The organism is Rhizobium sp. BR 249 (assembly GCF_047445895.1).
GTDB lineage: Bacteria > Pseudomonadota > Alphaproteobacteria > Rhizobiales > Rhizobiaceae > Rhizobium.
Genome location: NZ_JARWKX010000001.1, coordinates 215,263 through 236,305, shown reverse-complemented (window position 1 = coordinate 236,305; position 21,043 = coordinate 215,263). Strand labels below are relative to the sequence as shown.

Here is a 21,043-nt window from a genome sequence, read left to right as displayed (position 1 = left end):
TTGCCGGGGTTTAATCGCTAGATACGCCGCAATTCCACAGGATTCACATCATGGCCGAAAGCCTCGCCGAGGCGGTCTCCCGCCGCCGCACATTCGCTATTATCGCCCATCCGGACGCGGGCAAGACGACGCTCACGGAAAAGCTGCTGCTGTTCGGCGGCGCCATTCAGCTTGCCGGCGAAGTCAAGGCGAAGAAGGATCGCATGCAGACGCGCTCCGACTGGATGAAGATCGAGCGCGAGCGCGGCATCTCCGTCGTCACCTCGGTGATGACCTTCGAATATAACGACAATGTCTTCAACATCCTCGATACTCCAGGCCACGAGGATTTCGCCGACGACACCTACCGCACGCTGACGGCCGTCGATGCCGCCGTCATGGTCATCGATGCCGCCAAGGGCATCGAGCCGCGCACGCTGAAGCTCTTCGAAGTCTGCCGCATGCGCGACATCCCGATCATCACCTTCATCAACAAGATGGATAGGGAAAGCCGCGATCCCTTCGAAATCCTCGATGAGGTGGAAGAGAAGCTGGCGCTGGATACGGCGCCGATCACCTGGCCGATCGGCCGCTCGAAGACCTTCTGCGGCTCCTATCACCTGGCGAACAGCACCGCCCGCGGTTCCGATACCGAGGTGGAGACCACGCCGGTCAACGGTCCGCGGGCAATCGCGGACAGGCTGCCGGAAAACGAGCGCCAGGCCTTCGTCGACGAGACGGAGCTTGCGATCGAGGCCTGCCGTCCTTTCGACCGTCAATCCTTCCTCGAAGGTCATATGACGCCTGTTTTCTTCGGCTCGGCGCTGCGCAATTACGGCGTTCGCGATCTCATCAACGCGCTTGGGGAATTTGCGCCGCCGCCGCGCGACCAGGTCGCCGATACCAGGACCGTGCATGCGACCGACGACAAGATGACGGCCTTCGTCTTCAAGATCCAGGCGAACATGGACCCGAACCATCGCGACCGTATCGCCTTTGCCCGCATCTGCTCCGGCAAGCTCGAGCGCGGCATGAAGGCGAGGCTTGCCCGCACCGGCAAGCAGCTCGGCCTGACGGCGCCGCAATTCTTCTTCGCTTCGCAGCGCCAGCTCGCCGATACCGCCTATGCCGGCGATGTCGTCGGCATTCCCAATCACGGGACGCTCAGGATCGGCGATACGCTGACCGAAGGTGAATCGCTGGTCTTCCAGGGCGTGCCGAACTTCTCGCCGGAAATCCTGCGCCGCGTACGCCTCGAAGATGCGATGAAGGCGAAGAAGCTCAAGGAAGCCCTGCAGCAGATGGCCGAGGAAGGCGTCGTCCAGCTCTTCTCGCCGGAAGACGGCTCGCCGGCGATTGTCGGTGTCGTCGGCGCCCTGCAGCTCGACGTGCTGAAGGAACGGCTGATGGCCGAATACGGCCTGCCTGTTTCCTTCGAAATGTCGCGCTTCTCCGTCTGCCGCTGGATCTCGTCCGATCAGCCGGCCGATCTCGACAAATTCCTCACCGTCAAGCGAGGCGATATCGCCCGCGATCTCGACGGCGACCCGGTCTTCCTCGCCCAGGACGCATTCTCGCTGCGTTACGAGGCGGAGCGCTATCCGGCGATCAAGATGGTCGCGATCAAGGAATATCACGCCGCCAAGGCGGCGTGAGCCCAGGGCAATTATCCGCGCGCCCTCTCTCCAGCCTCATCCTGAGGTGCTGATCGTTGTGCTGCCTGAAATAAGCCTAGCGGCCTGCCGCAGCGCCCAAGCGCCCTCGTCCCGCTAATCCGCTCCGTCAAACCGCGGCAGTGGCTCGATATTCTCGACCCAGGGCAGGGCCGATCGGCACCATATTTGTTTTCTGGGCGTCAGCTCCCGACGCTGATCGATGCCGCCGAGGCGGATGCCGATCGCACCGCCTTCCGCGTCCGTGCGGTAGAGCGGCGATCCGCAGTTCGGGCAGAAGAATTGCCGGCTGAGACCGCCGCTGTCGCCGTATTTCGTATAGCTTTTCGGCTCACCGGCGATGAGACCGAAACTTCCCGGCCGCGCCGGCGCGGTGACGCGATAGGCGGACCCCGTCAGCCGCTGGCAATCGGTGCAGTGGCAGATCGATATCCGCTCCGGTTCGATCTCCGCCTGATAGCGGATCGCCCCGCAATGGCATCCTCCCGTTATGTGCATCGGCAATTCCTCAGTCCGCCGGTTGCGCGGCCGGGCGTGCGGCATAGAAGGCCTTGGCGTCCGCGGTGAAGGCGGCCCGCTGATCGGCTTTCGTGTAGAACATATGCCCGCCGCGATAGAGTTCCAGACTGACGCGGCCGGCGGCAAGCGACGGCGGCAGATGGTCGACCACATAGCGGCTGACGCTGTAAGGCGTCACCAGGTCGCTGTAGCCATGGGCGATCAGGAGATGGAATGCCGTGTTCGAGGCGAGCAGCTGCCTGACGTCGTCGGTGGCGCTCGCCTGGAAGCGCGATCCGCCGCCATGGCCGCCGCCCCATTCCCAGCGCCGGCTGATATCGCTGTCGAGCAGCGTATAGGTCATTTCGGTCTTGAAGCCGAGTTCGTTGCGGGCATAGTCGGCGAAGGCGCCGCCATAGGCGCGGGTGAAACCGTCGAGAATGGCATCGTCGCCGCGGTCGTAATCCGATTCCGGATAGGGATCGGGTGCGGCAAAGGACGCGTCGTATGAGCTCATCACCTCGCCGCTCCCCGCATCCGAATGCTTGACGAAGGAATTGCCAAGGAAGCCGCGGTTGCGGGCGACGATATCCTGGGGAATGCCGGTCAGCCGGGAAATCCTGCCGTAGAAGGCGTCGGCTTCGGCGCCCTCCGGCGGCGGACCGGCGAGCGTCGTCAGATAGTCGCCGAGCGCAAAGGTCTCGGCTTCGCGCTGCTTTCCTTCGTCAAAGGCCTTCTCCCGGTCGAGCCTGGCCGCGGCCAGCGACGGTAGTTCGAGTGCCGCCCCGAGCGCGAACTGATCGGCATTGAACATCAACTGCCCCTCGAGCAGGGGCGAAAGCATGACGGCGCCGGCGACGACGATGCCCTGGCTTTCCTGCAGTACCGAGGCAACCTTGGCTGCGCGAAAGCCGCCATAACTTTCGCCGAGCAGATATTTCGGCGAGTTGGATCGGTTGTTGTGGGCGATATAAAGCGCGATTGCCTTGGCGATGCTCTGGGCATCGGCATTGACGCTGTAATAGTTGGAGGCATCGTCCCCCTTGACAGTCCGGCTCCAGCCGGTGCCGATCGGATCGATCAGCACGAGATCGGTGAAATCGAGCCAGCTTTGCGGGTTATCGACGAGTTGCGCATGGGCGCCGTCGCGCCCCTCCGCCCCGAAATCCAGCACTTTCGGCCCGACCAGCCCGAGATGCAGGAAGGCGGAAGCCGCTCCCGGCCCGCCGTTGAAGGCAAAGGTCAGCGGCCGGTTGGGTCCTCCGTCCTTTTGGACATAGGCGGTATAGAAGATCGCGCCGGTCTGCGCGCCGTCCTGGCCGAAAAGATCGAGCGTGCCGGCGGTGGCGGTATAGGCGATCTTCCGGGCGCCGACCGTCAGCTCGTGCTCAGTGACGGAATCGGCCGGCAGCAGCTTCAGCACACCGTCGCGTGCGCTGCGCTCGACATTCGCCTGGCGTTCGCCGCCTTCCTGCGCCAGGGAAAGGGCAGGGGCGAGAGACGCCGCTAGTGCGGCCAGCAGAAGGAGGGGTCGTATGCGCAAGATATGGCCTCCGGCGTGCGAATGCAGGCGGAGATAGCGTAACATCGGCCGGAGACCACGGGCATCAAGAGATGGTGATGGACCGGTGAGCGCGAGGGCGGCTCAGACTTTCTCGACGGCGCGCACATTCACCTCCAGCGCCCGGCCGGCTTTCCAGCCGTTGATCGCGGCCCCGAGCCCAAGTGCGATGAAGAGAACCGCGCACCAGGAAAAGCTTCCGGTCCAGCCGCGAATGAGGCCGACGACGAGCGGGCCGATGGCCGCAAGGAGATAACCGACGCATTGCGCCATGCCGGAGAGATGGGCGGCGACATCGGGATCGCGCGAGCGCAGCACGATGGTCGTCATGGCCGCCGCGATCAGTCCGCCCTGGCCGATGCCTTGCAGCACCGCCCACAGCCAGACGGTCGAAAGCGGTGCGAAAAGCAGCCCGAGCAGGGCGGTAACGGCGACGCCGCAGAGGCCGGCATTGATCAGCCGCTGGTCCCGGCCGCGCACGGCGATATGCGGCACGACGAGGCAGGAGGCCGCCTGTACCATCACCGAGAGCGAAACGATCGCCCCGGCGGTGACACCGTCGAGCCCGCGTTCGCGCAAGATGGGAACGAGCCAGCCGAAGACGCAGTAGGCCAGCGCCGATTGCAGCCCCATGAACAGCGTGACCTGCCAGGCCAGGCGGTCCCGCCAGAGGCCTTCGATGCGAAAGCCGTTTCGCCTTGCCTGGGCGCGGCTGCGAAGGACCTGCGGCAGCCAGATGAGGCCGACGATCAGAGCCGGTAGCGCCCAGGCGGTGAGCGCGCCCGCGAGGGAGCCGCCGAGCATATGTTCGATCGGCAGCGTCAGCCCGGCCGCACTCGCCGCACCTGCACAGAGCGCCATCGTGTAGAAGCCGGTCATCAGCGCGGCGCGGGTGGGGAAGTCCCGTTTCACCAGCCCCGGCAGCAGCACGTTGCCGACGGCGATGCAGGCGCCCGCAAGCGCGGTGCCGAGGAAGAGCAGCGGCACGGAGGACAGCCCGCGCAAACCGGTGCCGAGCGCAAGCAGAAGAACAACGCCGAGCAACGTGCGTTCGGTCCCGATGCGCTGGGCAAGACGAGGCGCAAGCGGCGAGAAGGCGCCCAGGCAGACGACCGGAAGCGTCGTCAGCAGGCTGGCGCCAAGTGCGCTCAGCCCGAGTTCGGAGCGGATCTCCGGCAAGAGCGCCGAGGCGCTGGAGAAGACCGGACGCAGATTGAAAGCGATCAGCACGAGGCTCGCGCCGAGCAGGAACCGATCCGCGCCACTCTGCACCGGCGTTGCATGTGGCGAGGGAAGGCTGCCGGCCTCGGCGTCGATCAGCAATTCGTCGGCCGCCTCCAGCGTGATGGCGGCATCGTTGGAAGGCGTGTTCATGACAGGATCATCCGATCGAGCGCGGCAAGAACGGGCGCCATGAAGCGGCGCACAGCCGCATCCGCCTTGTTCGGATCGCCAGTTTCGATCGCGTCGACGATATCGGCATGCGCCTGCATGTCAGGTTCGGGAATGTCCTTGCCGAGCGTCGCCGCGATGGTGTCAGCGATCGAGGCCGAGAAAAAGTCGTAGATCTCGATCATCGCCCGGTTGCCGGAGGCGGCGATGACCGCCTTGTGGAAGGCGAGGTCCCGTTCGATGAAGGCGGCTTCATCGCCGCCGGCGTAACTGCCGCGTTCCTTCAGCAGCCTGCGGAGATCGGCAATCACCTCCGGCGTCTTGCGCATCGCCGTCAGCCGGGCAGCTTCGACATCGAGCGCGCAGCGCGCTTCGAACTGATCGCGCAGGCTGGCGCGCCGCGCCATCGTCAGCGGCCGGGCGGCATCGCTCGTCGAGCGCACATAGGTTCCCGAGCCTTGCCGGGTTTCGAGATAACCCTGGGAGACGAGCACTCGCACCGCCTCGCGCACCGTGCCGCGGCTGACGGAAAGCATGGCCGACAGCGAGGCCTCGTTCGGCAGCTTGTCGCCGACCGCCCAGCGTTTGCCGAGAATGTCGCTGCGGATCGCCTCGATGGCCTCGTCGGCGAGGTTGGTCTTGCTGAGCGCCTGCATCTTCTACTCATAAAGTCATCTGATGACTTTATGAGTAGAAGAATTTGGATTCGCCGTCAACGCTCGAAATTCAGGCAATAAAAAAGGGCCGCCTCAGCGACCCTTTCCATGAGTTTGGCCTCGAACTGGCCTGGACTGTCGATGCAGCCCCAGGAAGGCGGGTCTTAGAGCGAGGGCTGCCTCGCTTTCATCACCTCTTCCATGCCCGTTACGAGGTCCGAAATCTCATTAGACATTGGATCACCTTCCTTTCGTTCTGTTGCCGATGGATTGAAGGTAGAGCGATTCTTCCGAGATGCAAGCAGAAATGCTTCCAACCGCTCGCCGTGGTCTCGGCGTCCCGTTCACAAAAGAACACAGCGTTTTGCCGAATTTGAAGCTGTTATCGGTCACGAATCCGTCATGATCCGTTTGCAAACCGGCCAAGCGTTAAGCTCTTGTTAGCCGCAGCGTTCGACAATTTCAGTATTCCCGCCGAGCGGCGGGTTCGGGAGCAAGCAAGCCATGTGTCGCTGGGCAGCCTATCGCGGAGATCCCCTCTATCTCGAGGAGCTGGTATCCTCGCCCGCCCATTCGCTGATCGAGCAGTCCCACTGCGCCACCCGCGCCAAGACGGCGACGAACGGCGATGGCTTCGGCATTGCCTGGTACGGCGACAGGCCCGAACCCGGCCGCTACCGTGACATCCTGCCGGCATGGTCGGATTGCAACCTGAAGAGCCTGGCGCGGCAGATCCGTTCGCCGCTCTTCCTCGCCCATGTCCGCGCCGCGACCGGCGGCGGCACGCGGCGCGACAACTGCCATCCCTTCACCCATGAAAACTGGTCTTTCATGCACAACGGCCAGGTCTCGGGCTTCGAACGGCTGCGCCGGCCGATGGAGGCGATGCTCGACGACGAGCTGTTCAACGCCCGCGGCGGCACGACCGATTCCGAGCTGATGTTCCTGCTGGCACTGCAGTTCGGCCTGCGCGAGACGCCGATCGCCGCGATGGCTGAGATGGTCGGCTTCGTCGAGGATCTGGCCGAAAGCACTCTCGGCTCCATCCTGCTGCGCTTCACCGCCGCCTTCTCCGACGGCAAATCGCTCTATGCGATCCGCTATGCCACGGACCGCAAGGCGCCGACGCTCTATGCCTCTCCTGTCGGCGCCGGTCATTGCCTCGTCTCCGAGCCGTTGAACGACGATGTCGATGCCTGGGCCGAAATTCCGGATGGCAGCGCCGTTACCATCGGCAGGAACGGCATCGAGGTTACCGATTTCCGGCCGGGGAAACGCAACGCGGCAAAGCCGCAGCGCGTGGCTATATCAGCCTGAGCTTCTCGGCGATCAGCGCCGCCAATCGTTCAGCAACCTCTTCCTTGGCGAGATCAGGCCATTGCTCGACGCCGTCGTGGCGGATGAGTTTGACGCTGTTGCGGCTGCCGCCCATGATGCCGGTCGCGGGAGAGACGTCATTGGCGACGATCATATCGGCACCCTTCCTCTCGAGCTTCGCCTTTGCATTGCTTTCGACGTCCTGGGTCTCGGCGGCAAAGCCGATGACCAGCTTCGGCCGCATCGTGTGATGGCCGACAGTCTTCAGGATGTCGGGGTTCTCGGTCAGTGCCAGCGTCGGAATGGATTCGCCCGGATGTTTTTTCAGCTTCTGGTCGGCGGCCGAGGCCACGCGCCAGTCCGCCACCGCCGCCACCATCACGGCGATGTCGGCCGGCAGCGCCGCCAGCACGGCGTCGCGCATCTCTTCCGCGCGCTCGACATGCACGACGTTGACGCCGACCGGATCGGGGATCGTTACCGGCCCGGATACGAGCGTCACATCGGCTCCGAGCTTGGCAAGGGCTGCGGCGATCGCATGTCCCTGCCGGCCGGAGGAACGATTGGCGATGTAGCGCACTGGATCGATCGGCTCATGCGTCGGTCCCGATGTGACGATCGCCTTTCGCCCGGCAAGCGGCTTGTGCCGGCCGCCCTCGAAGACAGCTTCGGCGGCAGCCACGATCTCCAGCGGTTCCGCCATTCGGCCGAGCCCGGCTTCCCCGCCTTCGGCCATTTCACCGGCCATCGGCCCGACGAAATGGACGTCGTCCGCCCTGAGCGTCGCCGCGTTGCGTCGTGTCGCCGGATGAGCCCACATTCTGGGATTCATCGCCGGGGCGGCGAGCACCGGCTTGTCCGTCGCCAGAAGCAGGGTCGAGGCGAGATCGTCGGCAAGCCCGTTCGCCATCTTCGCCATCAGATCGGCGGTGGCAGGAGCAATCAGCACCAGGTCGCAATCGCGCGCCAGCCTGATATGGCCGATATCCTGTTCGTCCTGGCGCGAAAACAGATCGACAAAGACATGGTCCGCCGCCAGCGCGCCGACCGCAAGCGGCGTGACGAACTCCTGCGCGCCCTTGGTCATGACGGGACGAACGCTCGCGCCGCGCTCGCGCAGCCGGCGGATGAGATCGAGGCTCTTATAAGCCGCGATGCCGCCCGAGATGATGAGGAGGATGCGTTTACCGCTGAGAGCCATGGCTTTCTACCCGTCGGTTTTTTACCGGTCCCCGACCCTAAGCCTTTGGCGGAGAACATGCAATCGCGTACGGCGTTCCTATTCGAAGCCTGCGAAGTCATTCATGGATGAGCAGGCTCATCAGGTTCTCCGTGACCGGCGAGCGATGCGTCTTCAGCATCGCCAGCGCCAGCCGCGCGACCGCCGGCGGTCCTTCGATCGGCCGGTAGGTGACGCCTTCGAGCCGGATCTGCGAAATCGAGGCCGGCACGATCGACACGCCGAGATCGGCCGCCACCAGATTGACCACGGATGAAATCTGCGGTGCCTCCTGCGCCACGGTCAGTTCGAATCCCGCCCTGCGGCAGGCAAGCACGACGTCGTCGTAAAGGCTCAAGCCCACGAGGCGGGGAAAGAGGATGAAGGGTTCGTTCGCGAGCGCCGAAAGCGGCAGGGCCGAATGCCGGGCCAGCGGGTGGCTGGCGGGCAGGGTGATCACCATCGGCTCATCAGCCAGCCGCCGCAGCCTGATGCCGGCGGGGTCGTCGAGGCCGGGGCGCATGAAGGTCGCGTCCAGCTCACCGCCTTCCAGCTTCTGCATCAGCGCCAGCGTATTCATTTCGGTCAGCGCCAGCCGCACCTCCGGCCAGTGCGCCCGGAAACGGCGGATCGTCGTGCTGACGATCGGATTGAAGGCGGAGGAGGCGGTGAAACCGAGCGACAGGCGCCCGGTCTCGCCGCGATTGGCTCTTTGGGCGGCAAGCTTCGCCTTTTCCGCTGCCGCCACCGCCGCTTTCGCCTCGCCGAGGAATGCAGTCCCCGCCGCCGTCAACTCGGCGCCATGCGGTACGCGATGAAACAGCGCAGCGCCCACTTCCGTCTCCAGGTCGCGGATCTGCTGGCTGAGCGGCGGCTGCCCGATGCCGAGCTTGCCGGCGGCCCGGGTGAAATTGCCTTCTTCCGCCACTGCCAGGAAATATCTGAGGTGCCGCAACTCCATCGTCATCTCCAAAACCTATCGAGATCGCCAGTTTGATATATTGGACAAATGGGGCTGTGTTGACTAGATCGGAAGCGGAAGGATGACGATATGCCGATGTCAGCGCATGCAGTGAAGACCTCCGAGACGGCCGCAGTGCCAGGGCAGAAGCTCTACCTCACGCGCGGCACCGGCGCCTATCGCCGCGCCAGCCTGGCGCTCTTCCTCTCCGGCTTTTCCACCTTTTCGCTGCTCTATTGCGTCCAGCCGCTGCTGCCGATCTTCTCACAGGAATTCTCCGTCAGCCCAGCCGAAAGCTCGCTGTCGCTGTCGCTTTCCACCGGCTTCCTGGCGCTCGCCATCGTCTGCGCCGCCGCCGTTTCGGAGGGGCTTGGCCGCCGCAGCCTGATGTCGATTTCACTGGTTGGCGCAGCCCTGCTGACGATCGCCACGGCCTTTGCGCCGGACTGGCACCTGCTGCTCGTCATCCGCGCCCTGCAGGGCCTTGTTCTCGGCGGCGTGCCCGCCGTCGCCATGGCCTATCTTGCCGAGGAGATCGATCCGCGCGGCCTCGGCGCTACCATGGGCCTTTATGTCGGCGGCACGGCCTTCGGCGGCATGTCCGGCCGTGTGCTGACAGGCATCTTCGCCGAATATCTCACCTGGCGGCCGGCGCTCTTCCTGATCGGCGCCATTGGCCTTGCCGCGGCGATCGGCTTCATCGCCCTCCTGCCGCCATCAAGGAATTTCGTCCGCCGGCCGGGCTTCGACCTGCGTTTTCATGTGAGAGCCTGGCTCGGCCATCTCGGAAATCCGGCGCTGCCCTTCATCTTCGCAATCGCCTTCCTGGCGATGGGCTCTTTCGTGACGATTTACAATTATGCCGGTTTCCGCCTCGTGGCCCCTCCTTATGGTCTCAATCAGACGGAGCTCGGCCTGATCTTCACCGTTTATCTTTTCGGCATCGGCGCCGCCTCGATCGGCGGCCTGCTGGGCGACCGGATCGGTCACTTTCCGGTACTTCTCTTCGGCCTCGCGCTGACGGCAACTGGTAGCGCATTGACGCTCTTCGCCTCGCTGCCATCGATCATTCTCGGTATCATCGTGCTGACCACAGGCTTCTTCATGAGCCATTCCATCGCCAGCGGCCTTGTCGGCAAGCTTGCCCTTGGCAACAAGGGGCACGCTTCATCCATCTACATGCTGGCCTATTACGTCGGCTCCAGCCTCATGGGTTCGGCCGGCGGCTGGTTCTGGGCAATCAAAGGCTGGGCAGCTGTCGTCCTCTTCACCCTTGCCATGCTGGCGCTGGCCTTCATGTCAGCCTGTGTCGCGCAACGCTTCGCGAGGAGAAGGGCATGAGGCGACATTCGCGTTGAGCAGGTATTTCATTGGAAGAAATCGATTCGATTCACTCCCGCTGAGCAGGCTGCTCGGCCGCTGCCGCAAAGTCGGGATCAACAGGCCCGGTCACGTCAGCAAGCCATTCCCAATCTTCAGAAATCGGCTCGAGAATGATCGCACGCCCCTGGCGCCGGATGGCGACGGTATCGCCATCGAAGCGGAATTCCTTCGGCAAGCGGACGGCCTGAGAGCGCCCGGGACCAGAAGATCTTTGCTGTTTCCATGTCATGGCTCCGATGCGATATGACAATTGTTGCAGCAATTCTTGATTCAGTTCAACCGAGCCTGAGATAGGGCACGTCCTTCTTCGCCACCTCATCTAGCGCATCCTCGTAACCCGCATCGGCGTAACGCATGACGCCAAGCGCCGTGTCGTTGGTCAGCGCATGGTCGAGCCGTTCGTCGGCGGCGTCGGTGCCGTCGGCGACGACGGTGACGCCGCAGCTCGTCATGTAGCCGGCATAGCCGCCGCCGCCGGAATGGACGACGACGAGATCGGCCATCGAGGAGCAGAGCATCATCGCGTCGATCAGCGGCCAGTCGGCAATCGCATCGGAGCCGTCCTTCATCCGCTCGGTCATGATATTGGGATGCGCCATGGCGCCGGCATCGAGATGGTCGCGGGAAAAGGCGATGGGACCTTTGAGTTCGCCGCTCGCCACCAGCGTATTGACGCGCCGGGCGAGCGCGGTGCGTTCGCCATGGCCGAGCCAGGCGATGCGCGCCGGCAATCCTTCGAAGGGGACGTGCTCGCGCGCCAGCCGGATCCAGTTGGTGATGATCTTGTTGTCGGGGAACATCTCGAGCAGCAGGTCGTCGATGCGGGCGATATCGCTCTCTTCGCCCGACAGCGCCATCCAGCGGAACGGCCCGATCGCCCGGGCAAAGAGAGGCCTCAGATAGGCTTCGGTGAAGATGGGGATGTCGAAGGCGTTAGTGACGCCGCCCTCTTTCGCTTGCGTGCGGATGAGGTTGCCGTTGTCGAAGACTTCGGCCCCCTTCTTCTGGAATTCCAGCATCGCCGTCACATGCTCGACGATCGAAGCACGGCTGGCTGCCATGAGCTGGCCCTGCCCATCGTCGCGCAGGCCTTTGACCTGATCGAGGCTCATGCCCTTCGGTACATAGCCGTAGACGAGGTCGTGCGCCGAGGTCTGATCGGTGACGATATCTGGCACGATGCCGCGCCGGACGATTTCGGGATAGATCTCCGCCGCATTTCCGACGAGCCCGATGGACAGGGCGCGCTTTTCCTTCACCGCCGCATCGATCATTTCAAGCGCGGCATCGAGATCCGGCGCGATTTCCTGGAGATAGCCGATCTGCTGGCGCTTGCGAGCGCGCTCCGGATCGATGTCGACGCAGAGGATTGCCGCGCCCGCCATGCGGCCGGCAAGCGGCTGCGCCCCGCCCATGCCGCCGAGACCGGCCGTCAGCACGAACCGGCCGTGGAGATCGCCGCCGAAGCGACGCTCGGCGATGCGCATGAAAATCTCATAAGTGCCCTGGATGACACCCTGGCTGCCGATATATTGCCATGCCCCGGCCGTCAGCCCACCCCAGCAGATCAGCCCCTTGCGCTGCAGTTCGTAGAACACTTCGGCCTTTGCCCATTGCCCGACGAGATTGCAGTTCGCCATGATGACCAGCGGTGCCTTGGCATGCGTGCGCACCAATCCGATCGGCTTGCCGGACTGGATGAGCAGCGTCTGGTCCTCTTCCATCTCGATCAGCGCCTTGACGATGCCCCTGTGCGCCGCCCAGTTGCGGGCCGCCCTCCCGAGCGCGGCATAGACCACGAGATTGTCGGGATCTTCGCCGACCGAGAGCACGTTTTCCAGAAGCCGCAGCAGCGCCTCCTGTCGCCAGCCTTTGGCACGCAGCTCCGGTCCGCCGGGAATGGGAAATTTCGGATGGCGTGGATTGGCCTTCGGCATCGTGGTTCCTCGCTTGGTTCTCTGTTTCCCTTCTTCCCAGCGGGGAGAAGGGAAAATAGCTACTTGGTCACTTGCCCGGCAGCGATTCCACATAGGCGATCGCGGCATCGAGCAGACGCCGTCTCAGCGCATCGTCGCCGTAAACCTCGGCATTGGCCCGCACCCAGCCGTGCATCACCCGCTCGCCCATCAGCATCTGGATGACGCCGGGCAGCGCGAGCGCCCAGTCGTCATTGCCCTTGCCGAGGCGGACCAGCAGGCCGTCGCTGCGCGCACCGCAGAGAAGATTGCCGTTCAGCAGGAAGGCCCAGCCGCCGAACATGGATTTTTCGGCAAGGCCCGGCCGGTCGCCGAGTTCCTCGCGCAGCAGTTCTTCGAGGCCGGGATCGCGCGCCATGGCTCAGGCCCTCGCCGCCAGCGCATAACGCGCGATCTCGATTCCCATCGCTTTTTCGACGACGGGATAGACGGTCGGGTCGAGCACGCTTGAAGACAGCGGAATGATATCCATCGGCACATGCAGGATGAAGACATGCATGCCTTCCCGAAGCTGGCCGACGCTGAGCGGCTCGCCTTCGTCGGAAAGCGTGGTGATCACGGCGGGGAAGGTCGCAAGCCGCGCGCCATCCGCATCGTCCACGGCCATGTATTCGTTCATCACATGCAGCGTCACCGACTTCCCGCCCGAGCCGACGGTGACGGTGCCGATGTCGAAGGCTTCCTTGGTATAGACGACGTCTTTGCGGGTAATGACGCCTTCACTGAGGATATGCCCTCCCGTCGTCTTGCAGATCGCATCGATGATGGCTGCTCCGCCGCGTTTCTCCGCCGCGATGATCGCTTCGCCGAGGGAAAGCGCCATCGAGATGCCGCCGAGTGCGGCATGGCTGCGCACATAGGAGGCCCTGAGCGGATTGCGGCAGCTGGCGATGAAACCGCCGGACTGATCGGCAGCGGCGCGTAGCACCGGCGAGATCTTCGCGGTCGCGCCCTTGACCACCAGCTCGATATAGCGGTTCTCGGCCCTGTTGCCGCCGACCGCGGTCTGGATCATCTGCTCGGGTGAAGCAGCCATGCCGATCGAACCCATGTCGCCCGTCGGATGCGCACGGATATCGCCGACGGCGTCGACCACCTTGGTGCCGAGGATTGCCGACGGCAGCCAGCCGTTCAGCGTCGAGGACTTGCCATTCTGGCCGATGATCAGGCCGGAGAGTTTTTCGCCGAGCGCCTCCTGCAGGAGCTGGACGGCCTTCACATAGTCGATGCCCTGCATTTCCCAGGGCGTCGTGGAGGCCGGCGCGCCGATCGCGGCAGCCGTGGCGATCCAGTCCTCGTCCTTCAGTTCCTCGATCGAGACCAGTTCCGGCTTGCCGACATTGACGGCCGCATAACCGAGCATGCGCCCATGATCGGCCCAGCCGCCGCCGCCGGCGGCATAGACGGAGCCGCCTTTGACGGCGGCTTCCACGTCCTTCTCAACCAGTATGCGTCCCATCGGCGGCCTCCTGCTTCGAGTTTTTGTCCATCTCGCGCACCGCTTGGAAAAGAACGGCGGCGCCGAGCGCGATATCGTCATTATCAGCCCATTCGTCGGCGCAATGGCTGCGGCCCTCGCGGCACGGCACGAAGATCATCGCCGCCGGCGCCACCTTGGCGATCCAAGCCGTATCGTGTCCGGCGCCGGAGGCCATGCGCCGGTATTTTGCGCCGACGCGTTCACAGGCGGTCTCCAGCGTCGAAAGCAGGCCGGCATCGCCCGGTGTCGGCTGATTGTCGGAAACCCGGTTCGGTGTCCCGATGGTCACGCCGTAGGCTGTTGCCAGTTTTTCGACATGGCCGTCGAGCCAGCGGCAGAAGGCATCCATGTCGGCGCGGATTTCCGCGCGGCCGTCGATCAGGAGCACGGCCTTCGAGGGAACGACGTTGGCCGCATTCGGTTCGATCCTGAATTCGCCGACCGTCGCTGCGAAATGTCTCGGCGTCTTGGCAAGCTCGGCGGCGGCGTTGCGGATGTCGAGCACCAGCTGCGATGCCGCCACAAGGGCATCCGCCCGCCGGTCCATCGGTGTCGTACCGGCGTGGTCGGCGCGGCCTTCGACAGTGATCTCGATCCGGGTGATGCCCGATATCGCGGTGACGATACCGATATCCTCCCCTTCGGCTTCGAGCACCGGTCCCTGCTCGATATGAAGCTCGAGAAAGCCCGCTATATCAGGCCTCTTCTGCTGCATCAGCACGTCGGGCTCGCCGCCTACCTGGGCGACGCCCCCAGCAAGGTCGAGGTCGCCGCTGACGCGTGAAAGCCAGGCTTCCGGCAATTGCCCAGTCATGCCGCGGCTGCCGATGCAGGAGACGCCGAAGATGCTGACTTCCTCGGCGAGGAAATCGACGATCTCGAGGTCGTGGTCGAGTTCGATAGCCTGATCGCCAAGCGCACGCGCCACCTCCAGAGCCGAGATGACGCCGGCAATGCCGTCGAAGCGGCCGCCGTCCGGCACCGTGTCGGAATGTGAACCGAGCATGATCGTGCCGAGCCAGGGTTTGCGGCCCGTGCGCCGGCCGATCAGGTTGCCGGCGGCATCGATCCGTGTTTCCAGTCCCGCCGCCTTCATCCGCGCTTCGATATAGGCGCGTCCTTCGAGGAAGAGCGGCGAGAAGGCGCGCCGTGTCCAGGGATGCCCGGGTTCGGTAAGCCCGGCCAGCGCCTCTATGTCCTCAGCGATCCGGCCGGCATTGACGGGCAGATTGCGGCTCATGTGGCAGCTCCCGCGATCACCTGGCGCGGCCGCGGCCGCACGAACCGCCCGGCGCCGGGCTTGGCCAGCACCTTCCCGCCCTCCGCGATCTTTTCGCCACGCAGATAGGTGGCCGAGACCGTCCAGGGCAGGCGGATGCCGTTGTAAGGGCTCCAGCCGACGACATTGTTGCCGCTTGCGGACGCGTCATAGACGCTTTCGTGCGGCTCCAGCACGGTGATATCGGCGTCCTTGCCTGGTGTCAGCGCGCCCTTGATATGATCGAGCCGGAAATGCTTCGCCGGATTTTCCGCCATCAGTCGGGCCGCCCATGTCAACGGAATACCGCGTTCGAAGGCGCCTTTCACGAAAAGCGGCACCATCACCTCGAGGCCGGGAACGCCGGAGGCGTTGGCGAGCATGTCGGGATTGGTCTTGCGGTTTTCCGACCAGCTGACGTGATCGGTCGAGACCAGCCAGACGTCGCCTTCGGCCACCTTCCGCCAGAGCTTCTCCACCTCGGCGCGCGGCCGCAGGGGCGGATTGATCTTCGCCTTGCCGCCGAGGCGCTTCACGTCGTTTTCCTCGTCGAGCGTGAGGTAGTGAATGCAGCATTCGACCGTCGCGGCAAAACCGTCGCGGCGATAGGAACGCGCGATATCGTAGCCGCGCCCGAGCGAGCAGTGCACCACATGCGAGGGGCAGCCTGTATTGGCGCCGGTCTCGAAGATCGTATGCATCGCCAGAAGCTCGGTAATCGCAGGCCGCGACAGGCCGTGCGCCCGCCAGTCGGTGATGCCGCTCGCCTTCACCTGCTCCATGTAGCTGCGCACCGCCTCGTCGTCCTCATTATGCACGCCCGCCGTCAGCCCCGTCGGCGCGATGGCCGCGAAGCAGGCGTCGAGCAGGGCGGGCGGAATGCGCGGAAAACGCTTGGGATCGGTGCCGAAGGTCGAGAATTTGAAGGCGGCAACGCCGGCTTCGACCATTTCGCGGATACGCGCCGGGCCTTCTTCCGGGTCGATGGTGCCGTAAAGCGCGAAGTCGACGCGCGCCTGAGGGCTCGCATGGTCGACCTTCCGCTTCACCGCCGCCGCCGAGCAGACGAGATTGCCCTCGTCATAGGGCATGTCGACGATCGTGGTAACGCCGCCGGCTGCCGCCGAGCGCGTCGACCAGATGAAATCCTCCTGGTCCTTCTGGGAGAGCGAATGCACCTGCGCGTCGATCGCGCCCGGAAGGATCAGAGCCTTTCCGAGCAGATGCCGTTCGTGGGCCGAGGGCGGCACGCCGAGGCCGAGTTCGGCGATTTTGCCATCGCGCACGGCGACATAGCCCTCGTCGAGAATGCGGTCCGGCAGCACCACCGTGCCCTGCAGAACGAGATCGAAGTCCATGCCGGTTCCTCCTCTGAAATCAGATCGCCACCGGTTCCTGGCGTGTCAGCCGCTCCTCGATCCGTTCCAGCGAGCTGAGCGCGAAGAAATCGTCGAAGGAAGCGATCGGAACCTGCTCCGTCAGCTTCGAGAGGAAGGCGTCCGAGCCGAGTTCCTCTTCGATGGCCTCCACCTCCGCCGAAAGCGGCCGGTCGACCGTATAGAAATCAGCATGTTTGCGCACGACCTCATAGAGCATGGCCGCGACACCTCTCGGCTCGTCGCCCAGAATGTCGATCGCCTGGGCGGAGAGCAGCGCTTCCAGCGCGGCGAGGCGCTTCAATGCCCGCATCTGCCGATCGAAGCGCTCTATGACGAGCGGCAGGAAGGCAGCTTCGTCCTCCAGCCCGGCCGCGACGACAAGCGACTGGGCGGAAACCGGATTGGACATCGACAGCACCCGCGAAAAGATCTCGCCGGCGAGCTTGATGATCGGCCCGAAACCGGTGGCGATCCGTCCCGGCGGCACCAGGTTGACCGGCAAGTCGCGCCGCTGGCCGTTGCCGAGAATAACGCAGCGGTTGAAGGCGTTGCGCGCCGCATGCGCCATGCAGAGTGCGGCCGATTCGAGCAGGATCGTCACGTCGAGCGGAAGAGAACCGCCCGATGTCATCACCCGGCCCTCGACGACGACCGGATTATCGTCCGAGCGCCCGGTGGCGGCAAGGATCTTGTGGCCTGTTGAAAGCAGGTTTTCGATCACTGCGCCGAACACCTGGGCGATCATGCGCAGGCTGAGCGGGTCCTGCACATGCGTGGCAACAGGCCAGTTCCAGTCGTCGGAGGCATTGCAGAGCCAGGCGCCGATCAGCGCCTCGCGCGCCGTGCCGACATGGCGAACCGCCTTCCAGGGATCGCGCGACGCGCCGAGCGCGCCTGATGCCATCATGCCGGTCGAAAGCAGAACGCGGATCGAGGCGGCGGCGCTGCGCGTCGTCTCCGCCGCTGCGGCAAAGCTCACCGCATTGACGCTGAGCGAGGCGAGGCTGTCGCGCGGCGCCATCCGCACCGGTTCCAGCCCCGCCGCCCGGAAGGCGTCAGCCGCCTGCATCCGGTTGCCGCGATAGATCGCTTCGCCGACGCCGGTCAGCACCGCGCCGATCTGCCCCATGAGGCCGATATCGGCGCAGCCGATCGAGCCCGTGCGGCGCACGACCGGAACGAGGTCGGCTTCGAGCATTCTCATATAGGCCTGCACCAGTTCCGGCGTGCAGCCGACCTGGCCGGTCAGCGCCGTATTGACGCGGATCGCCATGGCGTTGCGCACGACATTGCAGGAAAAGGGCGTGCCGGTGCCGAAATGATGGGCGCGCACGAGGCCGAGATTGAAGGTGTCGAGTTCGTCGGCCGACCACTCCACGTCCTTCATCGCGCCGACGCCCGTCGTCGAGCCGTAGACAGGCATGCCGGACGCGATCGCATCCTCGACGACCTCGCGGGCGATGGCGATGCGGGCCATGCCGGTCGGCGAAGCCGAAATGACCGCCTTGCCCGCACCGATCGTCACCATCTCGGCAAAACCGAGCGGTCGTCCGGAAAGTTCGATGCCGGGGCGTTCGTGCTGCATGTGCCTATCTCCTTGAAAATGAGACTAAGCGAGCCATCCGTCACATGGGATATCCCAAATGCCGAACACAGCATGTTTTTGCGAACGGATCAGCTCAGCATCCAGGCAATATAGAGAAGCGTCAATGCTATGACCCAGAGCGCAAACCTGGCGGAGCGGTTGTGCCGTGCCTCGGCCTTGCCGATTGCATCCGCCGTCTGCTCGTCGAAACGTAAGCCGTGTTCGCTCATATGCAGAAGCTGATGGTGGAATTTTTCGGTCTTCGCCGCGATCTCGGGCACGGCTTCGGCAAGCTTCACCGCCGCCTTCAGCCCGTCCTTGAGATCGGTGGCGATCCGCTTCGGCCCGAGATTGTTGCGAATCCAGTCACCGACGACGGGCTCGGAGGCCTTCCACATGTTGAAGCGCGGGTTGAGCATGCGCGACACGCCCTCGACCACGACCATCGTTTTCTGCAGCATCACCAGTTCCGGCCGGGTGGCCATGTCGAAGAGTTCGGTCACTTCGAAGAGCAGCGTCAGCAGCTTGCCCATCGAGATCGTCTCGGCCGGCTGTCCGTGGATCGGCTCGCCGATCGCCCGGATCGCCTGGGCAAAGCTCTCGACATTGTGGTGGCCGGGCACATAGCCCGCCTCGAAATGCACTTCTGCCACGCGGATATAATCGCGGGTGATGAAGCCGTAGAGGATTTCGGCGAGGAACCGCCGTTCCTTCTTGCCCAGCCGCCCGACGATGCCCATGTCGACGGCGACGATCATGCCGCCCGCATCGACGAAGAGATTGCCCGGATGCATGTCGGCATGGAAGAAGCCGTCGCGCAGCGTGTGGCGCAGGAATGACTGGATCAGCGTGTCGGCGAGCAGGTTGAGATCGTGGCCGGCCGCGCGCAGGCCCTCGACGTCGGACATTCTCGTGCCGTCGATCCACTCCATGGTGATGACGTCGCGCCCAGTGCGCTCCCAATCGACCTTCGGCACACGGAAGCCCGGGTCCTTCTCGGTATTCTCGGCGATTTCGGAAAGGGCCGCGGCCTCAAGGCGAAGATCCATCTCCACCTTCGTCGTCTGCTCCAGCGTCTTCGTCACCTCGACGGGGCGCAGCCGCCGGCTGAAGGGCAGGAAACGCTCCTGCATATGGGCAACGAGATACATCGCCTCGATGTCGTGGGCGAAGCGCTGGCGCACGCCGGGCCGGACGATCTTGACGGCGACCTTCTTCCGGCCTTCGGCCGTTTCGACTTCCGCCGGATGCACCTGCGCGATCGAGGCGGCGGCGATCGGATCGCCGAAGCTCGCATAGAGTTCGCCGATCGGCCGCCCGAGCGAACCTTCGATATTGGCCTTGGCGGCGGCCACCGGGAAGAAGGCCATCCGGTCCTGAAGCTGCGACAGGTCGTTGGCGAATTCGACGCCGACGACGTCGGGCCGCGTCGCCAGGAACTGGCCGATCTTCACATAGGAGGGACCGAGCCGTTCGACGGCCTGCGCCAATCGGTCGCTGCGCTTCTGATGCCGCGCCTTGCCCCGCTCGAAAATCGTGGCGAAGGATTTGGCGAGCGCGATCGGCGGCGGTAGGCCTTCGGAAGGAAGAGCTGACACGACGCCCTCGCGCACGAGCACCCAGCCGACGCGCCAAAGGCGGAAATAGGCTCCGAAAGTGCTCATGCGGGCTGGCCTGCTTGCGAAGGCGCGGCCAATCTCTCCCTCATTCCTGTGCTTGTCACAGGAATCCAGCCACCGCGCGTCGGCGCGGTGAATGACTTAAACAGCATTAATGAGTCTCCTGCGCCCAAGGACTTGGGCGCGCTGGATTCCTGTGACGAGCACAGGAATGAGGGGGAGCGTGTAGCCTTCCTCATGCCTCAGAGCTTCCAGCCGGAATGGAGCGCGGCGATGCCGCCGGTATAATTGGTGTAGGTGACGCGCGAGAAGCCGGCCTGGCGGATCATCGCCGCGAAATTCTCCTGGTTTGGGAATTTTCGGATCGATTCCACCAGATACTGGTAGGGTTCGGCATCGCCGGTGATCGCCTTGCCGAATTGCGGAATGGCATTGAAGGACCAGGCGTCGTAGATCTTGTCGAGAAGCGGCATTTCGACTTCGGAAAATTCCAAGACCAGCAGCCGTCCGCCGCGCTTCAGCACGCGATAGGCCTCCGACAGCGCCACATCGATCCGGGGCACGTTGCGGATGCCGAAGGCGATCGTATAGGCATCGAAACTGCCGGCTTCGAAGGGCAGTTCCTCGGCATTCGCCTCGACGAAGGTGAGATTGCCGGAAAGCTTCTTCTTTTCCGCCCGCTCGGCGCCGACGCCGAGCATCGAGCCGTTGATGTCGAGCACGGTCGCATGCGCCTGCTTACCCGAGGCCTCGACGATGCGGAAGGCGATGTCGCCGGTGCCGCCGGCAACGTCGAGCACCTTGTAGCCCGGCTCCTTGCGCGGATTGAGCGCCGAGATCATCGCATCCTTCCAGGCGCGGTGCATGCCCATGGACATGACGTCGTTCATGATGTCGTAGCGCTTGGCGACCTTGTGGAACACCTCGTTGACGAGGCCCTGTTTCTCGCCGCCCGCCACCTCGCGGAAGCCGTAGGAGGTCTCCATGCCGCCATCGGCGGAAGTGCGGCTTTCTGACATCAGGCTGCTCCGTTCCTTGCAGATCGGCACGGCGGCCATAGCGAAAGACCGCGCGCGACGTTATCACTGGACCGCACTCTCCGCGGCA

Annotated in this window: 17 protein-coding genes and 1 pseudogene; 3 read left to right on the top strand and 15 right to left on the bottom strand. The window is 64.3% G+C overall.

Going from position 1 to position 21,043, the window contains the following annotated elements:
* Positions 1-50 precede the first annotated feature (50 nt).
* Positions 51-1,634, top strand: a complete 1,584-nt coding sequence (locus QD408_RS01145) for a peptide chain release factor 3 (protein ID WP_414138065.1) — start codon at positions 51-53, stop codon at positions 1,632-1,634.
* 114 nt (positions 1,635-1,748) lie between these two features.
* Here QD408_RS01145 and QD408_RS01140 read toward each other — a convergent pair whose 3' ends face one another.
* The 4 genes from QD408_RS01140 to QD408_RS01125 all read right to left on the bottom strand — a co-directional run bounded on the left by QD408_RS01140 (position 1,749) and on the right by QD408_RS01125 (position 5,759).
* Positions 1,749-2,150 carry a GFA family protein gene (locus QD408_RS01140; RefSeq protein WP_414138064.1) on the bottom strand — a complete coding sequence of 134 codons (402 nt, stop codon included), beginning with the start codon at positions 2,148-2,150 and terminating at the stop codon, positions 1,749-1,751.
* Positions 2,151-2,160: 10 nt separating this feature from the next.
* Positions 2,161-3,693, bottom strand: coding sequence for a S10 family peptidase (locus QD408_RS01135; protein ID WP_414138063.1), 1,533 nt, complete (start codon positions 3,691-3,693; stop codon positions 2,161-2,163).
* Between the two features lie 102 nt (positions 3,694-3,795).
* On the bottom strand, positions 3,796-5,085 hold the full coding sequence (locus QD408_RS01130; RefSeq protein ID WP_414138062.1) for a CynX/NimT family MFS transporter: 1,290 nt from the start codon (positions 5,083-5,085) through the stop codon (positions 3,796-3,798).
* Positions 5,082-5,759, bottom strand: coding sequence for a FadR/GntR family transcriptional regulator (locus QD408_RS01125; protein WP_414138061.1), 678 nt, complete (start codon positions 5,757-5,759; stop codon positions 5,082-5,084). Before QD408_RS01125 ends, QD408_RS01130 begins: the two co-directional genes overlap by 4 nt.
* Positions 5,760-6,263: 504 nt before the next feature.
* Between QD408_RS01125 and QD408_RS01120 the strand changes: the two genes are divergently transcribed.
* The gene (locus QD408_RS01120) at positions 6,264-7,076 is read left to right on the top strand and encodes a class II glutamine amidotransferase (protein WP_414138060.1); all 813 of its coding nucleotides are present in this window, start codon (positions 6,264-6,266) and stop codon (positions 7,074-7,076) included.
* Here QD408_RS01120 and coaBC read toward each other — a convergent pair.
* Both coaBC and QD408_RS01110 read right to left on the bottom strand, forming a co-directional pair.
* Positions 7,063-8,277, bottom strand: a complete 1,215-nt coding sequence (gene coaBC, locus QD408_RS01115; RefSeq protein WP_414138059.1) for a bifunctional phosphopantothenoylcysteine decarboxylase/phosphopantothenate--cysteine ligase CoaBC — start codon at positions 8,275-8,277, stop codon at positions 7,063-7,065. The two genes, QD408_RS01120 and coaBC, sit on opposite strands and share 14 nt — an antisense overlap.
* Positions 8,278-8,374: 97 nt before the next feature.
* Positions 8,375-9,256, bottom strand: coding sequence for a LysR family transcriptional regulator (locus tag QD408_RS01110; RefSeq protein ID WP_414138058.1), 882 nt, complete (start codon positions 9,254-9,256; stop codon positions 8,375-8,377).
* Positions 9,257-9,346: 90 nt separating this feature from the next.
* On the opposite strand from QD408_RS01110, the gene QD408_RS01105 reads away from it, so the two are divergent.
* Positions 9,347-10,597 carry an MFS transporter gene (locus QD408_RS01105; RefSeq protein WP_414138057.1) on the top strand — a complete coding sequence of 417 codons (1,251 nt, stop codon included), beginning with the start codon at positions 9,347-9,349 and terminating at the stop codon, positions 10,595-10,597.
* A 26-nt stretch (positions 10,598-10,623) separates the two neighbouring features.
* On the opposite strand, the pseudogene QD408_RS01100 reads toward QD408_RS01105, so the two are convergent.
* The 9 genes and pseudogenes from QD408_RS01100 to ubiE all read right to left on the bottom strand — a co-directional run bounded on the left by QD408_RS01100 (position 10,624) and on the right by ubiE (position 20,955).
* Positions 10,624-10,863, bottom strand: a pseudogene (locus QD408_RS01100) (antitoxin).
* Between the two features lie 51 nt (positions 10,864-10,914).
* A complete protein-coding gene (locus QD408_RS01095) occupies positions 10,915-12,576 on the bottom strand; it encodes a urocanate hydratase (protein ID WP_414138056.1) in 1,662 nt (553 codons plus the stop codon).
* Between the two features lie 67 nt (positions 12,577-12,643).
* Positions 12,644-12,973, bottom strand: a complete 330-nt coding sequence (locus QD408_RS01090; RefSeq protein ID WP_414138055.1) for a TfoX/Sxy family protein — start codon at positions 12,971-12,973, stop codon at positions 12,644-12,646.
* Between the two features lie 3 nt (positions 12,974-12,976).
* Positions 12,977-14,074, bottom strand: a complete 1,098-nt coding sequence (locus QD408_RS01085) for a DUF917 domain-containing protein (RefSeq protein ID WP_414138054.1) — start codon at positions 14,072-14,074, stop codon at positions 12,977-12,979.
* Entirely contained in the window at positions 14,055-15,335 is a 1,281-nt protein-coding gene (locus QD408_RS01080; RefSeq protein ID WP_414138053.1) for a Zn-dependent hydrolase, read from the bottom strand. Before QD408_RS01080 ends, QD408_RS01085 begins: the two co-directional genes overlap by 20 nt.
* Positions 15,332-16,711, bottom strand: a complete 1,380-nt coding sequence (locus tag QD408_RS01075) for a dihydroorotase (RefSeq protein ID WP_414138052.1) — start codon at positions 16,709-16,711, stop codon at positions 15,332-15,334. Before QD408_RS01075 ends, QD408_RS01080 begins: the two co-directional genes overlap by 4 nt.
* 19 nt (positions 16,712-16,730) lie before the next feature.
* Positions 16,731-18,317 carry an aromatic amino acid lyase gene (locus tag QD408_RS01070; protein ID WP_088684476.1) on the bottom strand — a complete coding sequence of 529 codons (1,587 nt, stop codon included), beginning with the start codon at positions 18,315-18,317 and terminating at the stop codon, positions 16,731-16,733.
* An 89-nt stretch (positions 18,318-18,406) separates the two neighbouring features.
* Positions 18,407-19,981, bottom strand: a complete 1,575-nt coding sequence (gene ubiB / locus QD408_RS01065; protein ID WP_414138051.1) for a 2-polyprenylphenol 6-hydroxylase — start codon at positions 19,979-19,981, stop codon at positions 18,407-18,409.
* 197 nt (positions 19,982-20,178) lie between these two features.
* Complete coding sequence (ubiE, locus tag QD408_RS01060; protein ID WP_414138050.1) at positions 20,179-20,955, bottom strand: bifunctional demethylmenaquinone methyltransferase/2-methoxy-6-polyprenyl-1,4-benzoquinol methylase UbiE; 777 nt, start codon at positions 20,953-20,955, stop codon at positions 20,179-20,181.
* Between the last annotated feature and the right edge of the window lie 88 nt (positions 20,956-21,043).